This window comes from Microbacterium sp. OR16 (genome assembly GCF_047306725.1).
Taxonomy (GTDB): domain Bacteria; phylum Actinomycetota; class Actinomycetes; order Actinomycetales; family Microbacteriaceae; genus Microbacterium.
This window is the reverse complement of record NZ_JAZEXK010000002.1, coordinates 174,834-188,777: the sequence shown is the minus strand read 5'-3', so window position 1 is coordinate 188,777 and position 13,944 is coordinate 174,834. Positions and strand designations below refer to the sequence as shown.

Genomic DNA, 13,944 nt, shown 5'->3' with positions numbered 1-13,944 from the left:
AAGCGACAGATTTTTTCTACACAGGAGAACTAGTGCTCGAATCAACCACTTTCGATGAGCTTCGAATCGGCCTGGCCACCGCTGACGACATCCGCGGATGGTCCTTCGGTGAGGTCAAGAAGCCCGAGACGATCAACTACCGCACGCTGAAGCCCGAGAAGGACGGCCTCTTCGGCGAGCAGATCTTCGGCCCCTCCCGCGACTGGGAGTGCGCCTGCGGCAAGTACAAGCGTGTCCGCTTCAAGGGCATCGTCTGCGAGCGCTGCGGCGTGGAGGTCACCAAGAGCTCCGTCCGTCGTGAGCGCATGGGTCACATCGAGCTCGCTGCTCCCGTGACGCACATCTGGTACTTCAAGGGTGTTCCCTCGCGCCTCGGTTACCTGCTCGACATGGCGCCGAAGGACCTCGAGAAGGTCATCTACTTCGCCGCCTACATGGTGATCTCGGTCGACGAGGATGCTCGTCACCGCGACCTCGCCACGCAGGAGAACAACATCCGTCTCGAGCTGAAGACGCTCGGCGACCGCCGCGACGCGAAGATCGCGGAGCGGATGGCGAAGCTGGAGGAGGAGCTCGCCGCCCTTGAGGCGGAGGGTGCCAAGGCCGACGCCAAGAAGAAGGTCAAGGACGCCGCCGAGAAGGAGATGACCCTCACCCGCAAGGGTGCCGACGAGGCCATCGCCAAGCTCGAGCGCGTGTGGGAGGACTTCCGCACCCTCGAGGTGGGCGCGCTGCGCCCCGAGGACGACGTGTTCCACGAGCTGCAGGACCGGTTCGGTCAGTACTTCGAGGCGCACATGGGCGCCGAGGCGATCAAGCGCCGCCTCGAGACCTTCGACCTGCAGGCCGAGTCCGAGAGCCTGCACCTGCAGATCTCGGAGGGCAAGGGCCAGCGCAAGATCCGTGCGATCAAGCGCCTGACCGTCGTCAACTCGTTCCTCGAGACCGGCATGAGCCCGGCCGCCATGGTGCTCGACGTCGTGCCGGTGATCCCGCCGGAGCTGCGTCCGATGGTGCAGCTCGACGGTGGCCGCTTCGCGACCAGCGACCTGAACGACCTGTACCGCCGCGTCATCAACCGCAACAACCGTCTTCGTCGTCTGATCGACCTCGGTGCGCCCGAGATCATCGTCAACAACGAGAAGCGGATGCTGCAGGAGGCCGTCGACGCGCTGTTCGACAACGGCCGTCGCGGTCGTCCCGTCACCGGCACCGGCAACCGCGCCCTGAAGTCCCTCAGCGACATGCTGAAGGGAAAGCAGGGTCGCTTCCGCCAGAACCTGCTCGGAAAGCGCGTCGACTACTCGGGCCGTTCGGTCATCGTCGTCGGCCCGCAGCTGAAGCTGCACCAGTGCGGTCTGCCCAAGCAGATGGCTCTGGAGCTGTTCAAGCCGTTCGTGATCAAGCGCCTGATCGACCTCGGTCACTCGCAGAACATCAAGGCCGCCAAGCGTGCCGTGGAGCGCACCCGTCCCGAGGTCTGGGACGTGCTCGAGGAGATCATCCGCGAGCGCCCGGTGCTGCTGAACCGCGCACCCACGCTGCACCGTCTCGGCATCCAGGCGTTCGAGCCGCAGCTCGTCGAGGGCAAGGCCATCCAGCTGCACCCGCTCGTCTGCGCCGCGTTCAACGCCGACTTCGACGGTGACCAGATGGCTGTGCACCTGCCGCTGTCGGTCGAGGCTCAGGCCGAGGCCCGCGTGCTGATGCTCGCCTCGAACAACATCCTCAAGCCGTCGGACGGCCGTCCGGTCACCCTGCCCTCGCAGGACATGATCATCGGTCTGCATCACCTGACCACGGTCAAGGAGGGCGCTGCCGGTGAGGGTCGTGCGTTCGGCTCGGTCTCTGAGGCGATCCTCGCGAAGGACGAGGGTACGCTCGACCTGCAGGCGAAGGTCCGCATCCGCATCCCGGGTCTGACCTTCCTCGAGGGCGAGGCTCCCGAGGGCTACGAGCGTCACGGTCTCGTCGACGCCTCGCTCGGCCAGGCGATCTTCAACGGAGCGCTGCCGAAGGGCTACCCCTTCGTGCGCGGCCAGGCCGACAAGGGCAAGCTGTCGCAGATCGTGAACAAGCTGGCCGAGGAGTACCCCAAGGTCGAGACGGCCGCCACGCTGGACCGCATCAAGGATGCCGGTTTCCACTGGGCGACCCGCTCGGGCGTCACCGTCGCGCTCAGCGACATCCTCACCCCGCCGAACAAGGCCGAGATCGTCGCCGGCTACGAGAAGCAGGCCGCGAAGGTCCAGTCGCAGTACGACAAGGGTCTGACGACCGACATCGAGCGTCGTCAGGAGCTCATCAAGATCTGGACCGAAGCGACCGACGAGGTGCAGGCCGCGATGCGCGAGCACTTCCCCGAGGACAACACCATCAACCGCATGGTGACCTCCGGTGCGCGTGGTAACTGGCTGCAGATCCGCAACATCGCGGGTATGCGCGGTCTGGTGAACAACCCCAAGGGTGAGATCATCCCGCGTCCGATCATCTCCTCGTACCGCGAGGGTCTGTCGGTGGCGGAGTACTTCATCGCGACGCACGGTACCCGTAAGGGTCTCGCCGACACCGCTCTGCGCACCGCCGACTCGGGTTACCTGACCCGTCGTCTGGTGGACGTCTCGCAGGACGTCATCATCCGCGAGCAGGACTGCGGCACGTCGAAGGGCCTCGAGCTCCCGATCGCAGCTCCGAACTCGCAGGGTGTGCTCACGCGCGACGCGAACGTCGAGAACTCGGTGTTCGCCCGCACGCTGGCATCCGATGTCGTCACTGAGGGCGGCGAGGTCGTCGCCACCGCCGGTGAGGACGTGGGTGACGTGTTGATCGACAAGCTGGTCGAGGCCGGCATCGAGACCATCAAGGTGCGCTCGGTGCTGACCTGCGACTCGGCCGTCGGCGTCTGCGCGCAGTGCTACGGCCGCTCGCTCGCGACGGGCAAGACCGTCGACATCGGCGAGGCCGTCGGCATCATCGCCGCTCAGTCGATCGGTGAGCCCGGCACCCAGCTGACGATGCGTACCTTCCACACGGGTGGTTCGGCCTCGGCCGATGACATCACCCAGGGTCTGCCGCGTGTGCAGGAGCTCTTCGAGGCCCGCACCCCGAAGGGTGCCTCCCCGATCGCCGAGGCCGACGGCCGCATCACGATCGAGGAGACCGAGAAGGCCAAGAAGGTCATCCTCACGCCCGACAACGGCGACGAAGAGGTGGTCTACCCGGTGCTGAAGCGTGCGACGCTTCTCGTCGAGGACGGCCAGCACGTCACCGTCGGTCAGCCGCTGCAGGTCGGCACGCTCGACCCCAAGGAGGTCATGCGAGTCATGGGTGCCCGCGAGGTGCAGAAGTACCTCGTCGGCGGAGTGCAGGGCGTGTACCGCTCGCAGGGTGTGCCGATCCACGACAAGCACATCGAGGTCATCGTCCGTCAGATGCTGCGCAAGGTCACCGTGGTCGACCACGCTGACACCACGCTGCTGCCGGGTGAGATGGTCGACCTGAAGCGCTACCAGCAGATCAACCGCGAGGCCGTGGCAGAGGGCAAGCGCCCCGCGTCGGGTCGCCCGGAGCTGATGGGTATCACGAAGGCGTCGCTCGCGACCGAGTCGTGGCTGTCGGCTGCGTCCTTCCAGGAGACGACCCGCGTGCTCACGCAGGCCGCCATGGAGGGCAAGCGCGACCCGCTGGTCGGTCTCAAGGAGAACGTCATCATCGGAAAGCTCATCCCGGCCGGAACCGGTCTGTCGAAGTACCGCAACATCACGGTCGAGGCGACGGAAGAGGCCAAGAGCGAGCGCTACCCGAACCGGATCTTCGCATCCGACGGTGCGTACGCCGACGGCGACTTCGGCTACGTCGACTTCGACGCGTTCTCGACGGACGACATCACCCCCGGCACCTACAACTGATAGGTCCTGAGTGATTAGAAGGCCCCGGCCCCTCTTCGGAGGGCCGGGGCCTTTCCCGTCCCCGCCGCGGGCGGGGTCGGCGGGCGGGCCGCCGGGCCGGCGGATCGGCGGGTCGGCGGGCCGGCGGGCCGGCGGATCGATCGCGAGACTTACGTTCCAGCACGAGACTTGCGCTCGGGACGCCGGTTTCGTGCTGGAAGGCAAGTTTCGCGGGCGGCGGCGCGGGCGGCGGCGCGGGTGGCGGCGCGGGCGGCGGGCGGCGAGTGGGCGGGCCGGCGGGTGGCGGTCAACCCCAGAGGGCCGCGATGATGCTCGAGGTGTATCCGTTGGGCGCGAGGTTCGAGTAGCGCGTGTCGATCAGCAGGCCGTCGCGCCAGAAGAGCGTGCGTCCGTCGGTGACGGGGTACTGCTCGTTCTGCCAGCTCTTCTCGCAGCGCGTGCCGCCGTCGGGGGTGTAGCAGGTGAACCCCTGGTCGGCGGCCAGGGTGTTGAGCAGGTCGAGCGCGGGGCCGCGGTCCATCCGCGAGATGGTGGTGCTCAGGCCCGTGGTGTCGGCGCGGGGGTCGCCCCAGTTGCAGACGAGCGAGCCGCTGACCAGCCCGCTGTCGCCAAAGGCGGGATCGTTCAGCGGCACGCCCTCGAGCTGCGTCAGCACGTCGTCCGAGAGGATCTCACGGCAGTCACCCGGCAGCGGCACGAGCGTCGGAGTCGGGGTCGGGGTCGCCGACGCCGAGGGGGATCCGGATGCCGATGGCGCGGCGCTCATCGACGGCGTCGCCGCCTGCTCCGGTCCGGCGGAGGCGCAGCCCGCCAGAGCAGTGACGGATGCCAGGAGGAGCGCGACTGCCGCGCCGGCGCGGAGCTTCATGACCACACAGTACGACCGCGCGGCGCGCCCCGCATGCGCCGCGCCGTCACCCGGAACAGGGCGGCCAGCCAGGGCGGGCGCACTCAGGGCATCCGTCCTGTCCTGAGCCCACGAGCCCGTTCTCGCAACGCCTCGGAACTGCCGTCGGCCGACCGCCCGCGGTACCCTCGCAGAATGAGTGCAGTGGTGATCGGCGATGCCCTGATCGATGAGATCCGTGATGCCTCCGGCGTGCGTGAGCTGGTCGGCGGGGCCGCGCTGAACGTCGCCGTGGGCCTGCGCCGGCTGGGCGTCGAGACGACGCTGATCGCGATGGTCGGCGATGACGAGGCGGGTGCGCACATCCGCGAGTACCTGCGCGATCACGGCGTGCGCCTGATCGAGAGTCCGTCGCCGCGGGGGTCGTCGCGCGCGGTCGTCACGTGGTCGCCGGCGGGCGAGCCGCAGTACGCCTTCAACGAGGCCGCTCGCGGCCGCAGCATCCGGTACGACGAGGCGGCGCGTGCGGCGATCTCTGACGCCGACGTCGTCGCGATCAGCTGCTTCCCGTTCGATCGATCCGACGAGGTAGATGCGCTGGTCGATGCGCTGGGGGATGCCCGAGTCGCCGTCGATCCGAACCCCCGCAGCGGGATGATGGGCGACGTCGCCGAGTTCGTGCGCGGGTTCGAGCGCCTCGCCGCCAGGGCGGAGCTGGTGAAGGTCGGCGCAGACGACGCGGCCCTGCTCTACGACGGCGACCTCGACGCGCTGCGCGAGCGGCTGCGCGGGCTCGGCGCGATGGCCGTGCTCGCCACCGCCGGTGCCGAGGGTGCGGTGCTCGAATCGGACGCAGGCGTGTTCCGTGCGCCGATCGCCACGCTCCCCGGCCCGGTCGTCGACACCGTCGGCGCGGGAGACGCGACGCTCGCGGCCGTCGTCGCCGGGCTGTCGCGCGGGGAGCCGAAGACGGATGCCGAGTGGCAGCGGCTGATAGACGACGCCATGCTCATCGCCGCGGCAACGTGCCGGGCAGAGGGCGGACTGCTGCGCACGCCGGAGTCGCTGCAAGAGGCGGAGCGGGGCGTGTTCGGCAGCTGACCGCTCGATTTCTCACCGCCGCCGGCGACCGGTATGCTTGATCTTCGCGCCCCCGGTTGGCTGAGAAAGCCGGACGGGTGTGCACTGGCAAGTTGCCCGAGCGGCCAAAGGGAGCTGACTGTAAATCAGCCGCGTAAGCTTCGGGGGTTCGAATCCCTCACTTGCCACATCCAGACCGAAGGCCCTCGCATTGCGAGGGCCTTCGTCGTTCGCTCCTCTATGAGTCGTCCGCAGGTCCCGATTCGTCGCCTCGCTGTCGTTCGCAGGTGCCGAATCGTCGCCTCGCGTCGCGGGAGCCGGTCATACGGGGCCACTCGAACGCCCCCACGGCGCGATGCGACGGCAGCGGGTCGCGCCACCACCCTCAGCCGGCGTTGCGCACCAGGATGCGCCAGCGCTCGGGGCCCTCGTCGAGATAGCGAGTGTGAAAGGTGTCGCCGTGCTTGCCGCGCAGCTGGGTCAGCAGCGGCACCGGGTCGTGCGTAGCCGAGATCACCAGGGCGCCGCCTGGCTGCAGCGACTCGATCGCCCCGAAGATCGCCGCGTGGCGCACTGCGTGCGGGATGGCCTGCGCGTCGAGCTCGGGCAGCTTCTCGTCGTGGCCGCCGCACGCGCAGCCCGTGCCGCCCGGCATCTGGGAGGTGGCTTCCGAACGTGACCTGTGGATCTCGATGTTTCCCATGATTTTCTCCGTCTCCGCGAGGTGGGCGTGTGCGGTCGATTTTATTACACTGGATACCGTGGAAAATGCAGAATCGACCGGAGAAAAGCCGGTCCGCCGCGGTGCAGACGGGGGTCGATATTCTTCGACGCGCGAGCGGATCCTCCGTGAGGTCGAATCGCGTGCCTCGGCATCCACGTCCGACATCGTGGCCGCCACCGGCCTGCACGAGAACACCGTCCGCGAGCATCTCGAGCGGCTGCGCCTCGACGGCCGGCTGCGCCGGGTCCGTGCCGAGGTGCAGGGCCGCGGGCGCCCCGGCTGGCGGTGGCAGGCGCCGCCTGCCGACACTGTGAACCCCTACGCCGGACTCGCGCTCGCGCTCGCCGACACCCTCACGCAGGTTGTGGCCGATCCGGTCGGGCAGGCGCGCGCGTCGGGTGAGCAGTGGGGCGCGCAGATCGCCGCTCAGCATCCGGATGCCGCGGCCACGCCCCGCGAGATGGTCGTCGAGGTCATGCGCGAGCAGGGCTTCGCGCCGATCGACGACGGCGGCGGCATCCGGCTGCACCGCTGCCCGCTGCTGTCGGTGGCGGCTCGCCGTGCCGATGTGGTCTGCGCGGTGCACGAGGGGATGATCGCGGGCATCCTGCGCTCTCGCGACGCGACGGCGGATGCCACGCTGCTGCCCTTCCAGGCCGACGGCGCGTGCGCGCTGCACCTGCGGACCGCATCATGAACGGCGTTCCGCGCGCCGCAGCCTCCGCCGGCCTGCCGCGCCCCGGCGCCTCCGCCGAGAAACCGCGTTCTGCGCGAGGAACCACTCCCCGCGTGGATTCTCGCGAGGGACGTGGTTTTTCGCCCGGGTCCTCGCGACGCCGCCCGGGTCTGCGCCTGGTGTGGATGCTGCCCGCCGGCCTCGCCCTGCTCGCCGGGCTCGACGCCGGCCTGCTGCTGCTGGGTCTGCCCGCGCCGGTCACCGCCGAGCGTCTTCCCCACGTGCACGGGATGCTGCTCGTGCTGGGCTTCGTGGGAACGCTGATCAGCCTGGAACGAGCCACCGCTCTCGCCCGGCCGATGGGCTATGTCGCGCCCGCGCTGCTCGGCATCGGCGGCATCCTGCTCGTCACTCCGCTCGTGCCGCTGGTCGCGGCGAAGATCGTGCTCGCCGCGGGTGCGGCATCCTTCCTCACCGTCTACATCCCGCTGTGGCGACGACAGTACGACCACGCGCTGCTCACCCAGCTGCTCGCAGCGGGCCTCGCGCTCGCCGGAGCGCTCATCTGGATCGGGCAGGACACGATGACCCGCGTCATCCCGTGGCTCATCGGCTTCCTCGTGCTGACGATCGCGGCCGAGCGGGTCGAGCTCGCGCGCATCACGATGGGGCCGGCGGCGGGCATCCGGCTTCTCGTGCACGGCTGGGCGGTGACGGCGGCGCTGGTCGTCGGACTCGTCTTCCCCGACGCCGGGGCCATCGCGCTCGGCCTCGTGCTGCTGTCGCTGACGGGCTGGCTGGTCGTGCATGATGTCGCGCGTCGCACGATCCGCGCGACGGGTGTGACACGGTACATGGCGGCGTGCATCCTGGCGGGGTACGTCTGGCTCGCGGTCGCGGGGCTCGTGCTGCTGCTCGGATCGCCCGAGGCGCAACCCGCCTACGACGCGGTGATCCACGCGGTGTTCCTCGGCTACACGTTCTCGATGATCATGGCGCACGCGACGACGATCCTTCCCGCCGTGCTGCGGATCGCCCTGCCCTACCGCCCCGCCTTCTGGGCGCCGGTCGCGCTGCTGCAGCTGGCGCTGGTCGTGCGCGTGTGGGTGGGCGACGGTCTCGGGATGCCGGCGGCCTGGCGCATCGGGGGAGTGCTCGGCGTCATCGCGCTGCTGCTGTTCGTGCTGACCGCCGTGTACAGCGCGGTGCGCGGACCGGCGCGCGCCCCCGCGGCCGCCACCGCTCGGGAGGAGAACTCCGCCGGGGGAGGACGGATGCTGCGCGTGGACCCTCCGCGCCGCGCGTTCTCCCGGACCGATGGCGCGCCCTCCCGATCCGATGGCGCGCCCTCCCGATCCGATGGTGCGCCGACCGTGGAGGAGGGCTCCGCATGACGAAGAACCGCGGATTCTGGCCGATGCGCGACATCCCGACCGTGCTGTGGCTGCTGCTCACGGTTGCGGCCGCCCTCGCGCACCGTGCGCTGCCGATGCCGGGCTGGCTGATGATCCATCTGCTGCTGCTCGGCGCGGTCACGCACGCGATCCTCGTGTGGAGTCAGTACTTCTCGTTCGCCCTGCTTCGCAGCGCCGCCACAGACATGGATCGCCGGCGCCAGAGCATCCGGTTGATCCTGTCGAACTCCGCCGCCGCGCTCGTGATCGCGGGTGTGATCAGCGGCCTCTGGGCGATCACCGTCACCGGAGCGGCCGCGCTGATCGTCGCGGTCGGCTGGCACGGGGCGACCCTGCTCGCCCGGATGCGCGGCAGCATGCCGGGCCGCTTCGGCCGCACCATCAGGTACTACGTCGCCTCGGCCGCGCTGCTGACGATCGGCGCAGCCCTCGGTGCCTGGCTCGCGCGCGGCGACTCGGCGCCGAACCTCGTCATCGCGCACGCGCTGATCAACGTGCTGGGCTGGATCGGGCTCACCGTCGCGGGCACGGTCGTCACGCTGTGGCCCACGATCCTGCGCACCCGCGCCGACGAGGGCGCCGCGACCGGGGCATCCCGTGCCCTGCCCGTCCTCGCCGGCGGTGTCGTGGTCGCCGCCACCGGGGCCGCGCTCGCACAGCTGCTCGTCGTCGCCGCCGGGCTTGGCGTGTACCTCGCGGGACTCGGGATCATCTTCGGCTCGCTGATCGGGGCCGCGCGACAGAAGGCTCCGCGCAGCTTCGCGGCCCTGTCTGTGGGTGCGGCGCTGCTGTGGTGGGCGGGCGCCGTCGCCGTGGTCGCGGTGGGTGCGGTTCTAGCCGCGCTCGACGGCAGTGGCTTCCCGGCACTCGACGCCCTCTTCGCTCAGGTCGTGCCGTACCTGGCCGCGGGCTTCGCCGCGCAGGTGCTCGTCGGCGCGCTGAGCTACCTCGTCCCCGTGGTGTTGGGCGGCGGCCCCGCGCCCGTGCGCGTCGGCACGGCCGGGTTCGATGCGGCCGGTATCCTGCGCGTCACGGTGGCCAACGCCGCGCTCTCTGTCTGCGCCCTGCCGGTGTCGAGCCTCATGCGCGTGGTCGCGTCGATCATGTACCTCGTCGCGATGGCGTCGTTCCTCGTCGTGATGTGGCGCGCGATGCGCGCCCAGCGCCGGGCGAAGGCCGCGAATGACCCGCTGGACGCCAGGTCGAGCGGTCGCCGGGGGCCGATCGTTCCCGAGGGTGAGCACGCGCCGGGGCGCCGATCCGGGCAGGCTGTCGCTGGAGTGCTGGCGGTGGTGCTCGTGGCGGCGGGTCTCGCCGCGGTCGATCCGGCCGGTCTCGGCTGGAGTGCCGCGCCGGTGGGAGCGGCGGATGCCCCGGTGCAGACCGTGCAGGTCGAGGCGGCCAACATGCGCTTCACCCCGAACCGCATCGAGGTGCCGGTGGGCACCCGGCTGGTCGTCGAGGTCACCAACACCGACGACGAGCAGGTGCACGATCTCGTCTTCGCCAACGGGATCGCGGGCGGGCGCCTCGCGCCGGGCGAGAAGGAGACGATCGACGTCGGCGTGATCACCGGCGACCTCGACGGCTGGTGTTCGATCCTCGGGCATCGGCAGATGGGAATGACGCTGCAGATCATCGCCACCGGCGCCGAGGCCGGCAGCGAGACCGGCGGCGACTCGAAACCGGATGCCGCTGGGCATGACATGGGCCATATGGGCGGCGACACCACGAGCGACACCGCGACCGCCCCCGACCTGATGGCCGACCCCGGCCCGGGCTTCGAGCCCTACGATGCCGAGCTGCCCGCGCTTCCGGCATCCGCTGCCCCGGTGACCCGCGAGCTCACTCTCACCGTCCGAGACGAGAAGCGCAAGGTCGCGCCGGGCGTGACCCAGACGCTGTGGACGTACAACGGCACCGCCCCCGGGCCGCTGCTGCACGGCAGGGTCGGCGACCGCTTCGTCATCACGCTCGAGAACAAGGGCACGATGGGGCACTCCATCGACTTCCATGCCGGCTCACTCGCCCCCGACCGGCCGATGCGCACAATCCCGCCGGGCCAGAGCCTCACCTACACGTTCACCGCGACACGGGCCGGGATCTGGATGTACCACTGCTCGACCATGCCGATGACCGCGCACATCGCCAACGGTATGTACGGCGCCGTGATCATCGAGCCCGCCGACCTGCCAGCCGTGGACCGCAGCTACGTGCTGGTGCAGGGCGAGTACTACCTCGGCGATCACGACGGCGGCACGGTCGACCCCGACCGCATCGCCACGCGCGACCCCGACCTCGTCACCTTCAACGGCTACGCGAATCAGTACGATCACGCGCCGCTTCAGGCAGCGGTCGGCGAGCGGGTGCGGGTGTGGGTGCTGGATGCCGGGATCGAGCGCCCCAGCAGCTTCCACGTCATCGGAGGCCAGTTCGACACGGTCTGGGCCGAGGGCGCATATCTGCTCGATCACTCGGCCGAAACCGGATCGCAGGCTCTGGCGCTGCAGCCCGCGCAGGGCGGGTTCGTCGAGCTGATCTTCCCCGAGAAGGGCACGTATCCGTTCGTGTCGCACCTCATGATCGACGCCGAGCGGGGAGCGCACGGGCAGTTCGCGGTGGGGAAGTAGGGCCGTGCCGCCCCGTACGGCCTCCGAAGCATGACGGCGCGGCCTGCCCGGCCGCCCTTCCGAGACGAATCGGGGGCCGACACGCCAGATGAAGGACGTGTCGTGGTGATCGGTCCGACATCTGGAGTGTCAGCCCCCGGAATGTAACGGTGCGCGGCCCGGTCGGTCCCCCGGCGCATGGAGGTGCGCGGCCTGCCCCGTCGGTGACGAATCGGGGGCCGACACGCCAGATGAAGGACGTTTCGTGGTGATCGGTCCGACATCTGGAGTGTCGGCCCCCGGACTGTAACGGTGCGCGGCCCTGCCCGGTCGGCCCCCGGAAGGCAACAGCCACGGCTTCCGCGGACACAGGGTTCTGGCCTGCGCTTCCCCTGACTCGAGGAGGCCGCATGATCCGGACGGTGCTGGTCGCGCTCGCCGCGGTGTTCACCTGGGGCGCCCTGGTCGGGCGCTGTCCGGCATCCGACGACCCGCGGCCCGACCCGGCGGAACGGGCGACAGCCGACCTGTGGGCGGCGATCGACGCGGAGGACGCCGACGCGACCATTCGCGCGATCGAAGACGCTGCTCGAGGCGGGGGCCGACCCGAACATCACCGACAGTGAGGGGCGCACGTCGCGCGAGCTGGCGGTCGAGCACGGTCACGACGAGATCGTCGCGGTGATCGACGCGGCCGGATGAGAGGGTGGACGCCATGGATGCCACGGACCTGACCCATCTGCGCCGCTGTGTCGAGCTCGCCAGCGAGGCGCTGAACGACGGCGACGAGCCGTTCGGCTCTCTGATCGTTTCGGCCGACGGAGACGTGCTCTTCGAGGACCGCAACAGGGTCGCCGGTGGCGATCACACCAGGCATCCGGAGTTCGAGATCGCGCGCTGGGCGGCAGCCCACCTGTCTGCGCCGGAGCGAGCGGATGCCACGGTCTACACCTCCGGTGAGCACTGCCCGATGTGCTCGGCGGCGCATGCCTGGGTGGGCCTGGGCCGCATCGTGTACGCGACCTCGTCGGCGCAGCTGTCGCAGTGGCACGAGGAGTGGGGGCTCAGGCTCGGACCTGTGGCAGCGCTGCCGATCCAGGCGGTGGCTCCGGGCATCCCGGTCGACGGGCCCGCCGACGAGCTGATCGACGAGGTGAAAGAGCTGCAGCGCCGCCTCGCCGAGCGTCAGTCTTCCTAGACTGGATCGATGCGACCACTCACCGAGACCCAGGTGCGCGAGGCGATCAAGAACGCCGACGCCGAGGAGATCGACCAGATCGGCTTGCCCCACGACTTCATCCTGACCGACTGGGACTACATCGATTTCCTCGCCTGGCGCGATCCCGAATCGAGCCGGCGCGCCGTCGTGATCGTCGAGCGCGACGGCCAGCCGATGGGCATCGTGCTGCGTTCGACCGACCCGGCGCGGGTGCGCTCGGGCATGTGCAACATCTGCCGCACGATGCAGCCTGGCAACCAGGTCGCGCTGCTGACCGCGCGGCGCGGGGGAGCGAAGGGCCGCCGCGGCGACAGCGCGGGTACGTACATCTGCGCCGACCTGTCGTGCCATGACAACGTGCGACTCGCGCATCCGCTGGCACCGAGCGAGGTGCGCGCCCCCGGTCAGATCGACCAGCGGCTCGACGGCACGAAGCACCGCATGGAGGACTTCGTGGTGCGCGTGCTGTCGGAGGACTGACCGCCGCCGACCCGCGGTTGCGTCTGCGCCTGCGAGCGAGGTCAGGTTCGTACGGCTTCCGGCCCGTGAGCGTACCGAAGTGACCTGGCAGCGGCCGGCGACGAGCCGCAGGCGTGACGCTCAGTACCGGGTAGGCTGAAACCCCGTCCTGCGCATCGAAGGAGAGCCATGACCGAGCCGCTGCTGCTCACGATCGACGAGGGCCTCGCCCGGCTCACGCTCAACCGTCCCGCGAGCCTGAACGCCTTCGACGCCGACCTGGCGCACGCCTGGCGGGACGCCACGGCCGCGGCCGTCGCTCGCAACGATGTCGGCGCCATCCTCATCGAGGGTCGCGGCCGCGCGTTCTGCGCAGGCGGCGACGTGCGCGCCATGTCGGCGAGCATGTCGGGCGGGCACGAGATCACCGCACTCGCGCAGGTCATCAACGCGGGCATCCTGTCGCTGACGACCTCGGCCGTCCCGGTCGTCGCGGCCGCGCACGGCACCACGGCGGGGGGCGGCCTCGGCATCCTGATGTGCAGCGACTACGCGGTCATCGGCGCGAGCTCGAAGATCGGCAGCCGCTACGCGAACATCGGACTGACGCCCGACCTGTCGGTCTCAGCGCAGCTGGCACGGGCGGTCGGCGAGCGCCGCGCTCTGCAGCTGCTGCTGCAGGACCGGATGCTGTCGGCTGATGAAGCCGTCGAATGGGGCCTCGTCGCCGAGGCGATCGCCGGCCCGTCGGGCGAGGCGGGATCCGATCCGGATGCCGAGGCGGATGCCGTGCGCGAGCGCGCTGAGGAGGTCGCGCGGTTCTGGCTGGCCGGCGCATCCGGTGCGTACGGGCACGCCAAGCGCCTCGTGCGCTCGCAGCCGTCGCGGTCGTTCGAAGAGCAGCTGAGCGCCGAGGCCGACTCGATCGGCGCGGCGTTCGACACGGCCGACGCGCAGGCGCGCATCGCCGGATTCGCGGCCGCATCGCGCGAGCGCTGACGTCTCTG

At 70.1% G+C, this 13,944-nt stretch carries 11 protein-coding genes and 1 tRNA gene; 10 read left to right on the top strand and 2 right to left on the bottom strand.

What is annotated here, in order from left to right; genetic code table 11:
• Positions 1-32 precede the first annotated feature (32 nt).
• A complete protein-coding gene (gene rpoC, locus V2S05_RS11455) occupies positions 33-3,908 on the top strand; it encodes a DNA-directed RNA polymerase subunit beta' (protein ID WP_271638508.1) in 3,876 nt (1,291 codons plus the stop codon).
• A gap of 286 nt (positions 3,909-4,194) precedes the next feature.
• Here rpoC and V2S05_RS11450 read toward each other — a convergent pair whose 3' ends face one another.
• Positions 4,195-4,776 (bottom strand): hypothetical protein, encoded by a 582-nt coding sequence (locus tag V2S05_RS11450; RefSeq protein WP_413635465.1) that lies wholly within the window; start codon positions 4,774-4,776, stop codon positions 4,195-4,197.
• A gap of 174 nt (positions 4,777-4,950) precedes the next feature.
• On the opposite strand from V2S05_RS11450, the gene V2S05_RS11445 reads away from it, so the two are divergent.
• On the top strand, positions 4,951-5,856 hold the full coding sequence (locus V2S05_RS11445) for a PfkB family carbohydrate kinase (protein WP_413635463.1): 906 nt from the start codon (positions 4,951-4,953) through the stop codon (positions 5,854-5,856).
• Positions 5,857-5,942: 86 nt separating this feature from the next.
• A tRNA-Tyr gene (locus V2S05_RS11440) sits at positions 5,943-6,023 on the top strand.
• Between the two features lie 197 nt (positions 6,024-6,220).
• Here the strand turns inward: V2S05_RS11440 and V2S05_RS11435 are convergent.
• Positions 6,221-6,538, bottom strand: coding sequence for a DUF2249 domain-containing protein (locus tag V2S05_RS11435; protein ID WP_413635461.1), 318 nt, complete (start codon positions 6,536-6,538; stop codon positions 6,221-6,223).
• A 58-nt stretch (positions 6,539-6,596) separates the two neighbouring features.
• Here V2S05_RS11435 and V2S05_RS11430 point away from each other — a divergent pair, with 58 nt between their 5' ends.
• The 7 genes from V2S05_RS11430 (at position 6,597) to V2S05_RS11400 (ending at position 13,936) form a co-directional block, all read left to right on the top strand.
• On the top strand, positions 6,597-7,256 hold the full coding sequence (locus tag V2S05_RS11430; protein ID WP_413635459.1) for a helix-turn-helix transcriptional regulator: 660 nt from the start codon (positions 6,597-6,599) through the stop codon (positions 7,254-7,256).
• 164 nt (positions 7,257-7,420) lie between these two features.
• Positions 7,421-8,629 carry a hypothetical protein gene (locus tag V2S05_RS11425; RefSeq protein WP_413635457.1) on the top strand — a complete coding sequence of 403 codons (1,209 nt, stop codon included), beginning with the start codon at positions 7,421-7,423 and terminating at the stop codon, positions 8,627-8,629.
• Positions 8,626-11,280 (top strand): multicopper oxidase domain-containing protein, encoded by a 2,655-nt coding sequence (locus V2S05_RS11420; RefSeq protein WP_413635455.1) that lies wholly within the window; start codon positions 8,626-8,628, stop codon positions 11,278-11,280. The genes V2S05_RS11425 and V2S05_RS11420 overlap by 4 nt, the downstream gene beginning before the upstream one ends.
• A gap of 389 nt (positions 11,281-11,669) precedes the next feature.
• On the top strand, positions 11,670-11,885 hold the full coding sequence (locus V2S05_RS11415) for a hypothetical protein (protein ID WP_413635453.1): 216 nt from the start codon (positions 11,670-11,672) through the stop codon (positions 11,883-11,885).
• An 89-nt stretch (positions 11,886-11,974) separates the two neighbouring features.
• Positions 11,975-12,457 carry a nucleoside deaminase gene (locus V2S05_RS11410; RefSeq protein WP_413635451.1) on the top strand — a complete coding sequence of 161 codons (483 nt, stop codon included), beginning with the start codon at positions 11,975-11,977 and terminating at the stop codon, positions 12,455-12,457.
• Between the two features lie 9 nt (positions 12,458-12,466).
• Positions 12,467-12,958 carry an FBP domain-containing protein gene (locus V2S05_RS11405; RefSeq protein WP_413635449.1) on the top strand — a complete coding sequence of 164 codons (492 nt, stop codon included), beginning with the start codon at positions 12,467-12,469 and terminating at the stop codon, positions 12,956-12,958.
• Between the two features lie 168 nt (positions 12,959-13,126).
• Positions 13,127-13,936 (top strand): enoyl-CoA hydratase/isomerase family protein, encoded by an 810-nt coding sequence (locus tag V2S05_RS11400; protein WP_413635448.1) that lies wholly within the window; start codon positions 13,127-13,129, stop codon positions 13,934-13,936.
• The last annotated feature ends 8 nt before the right edge of the window (positions 13,937-13,944 follow it).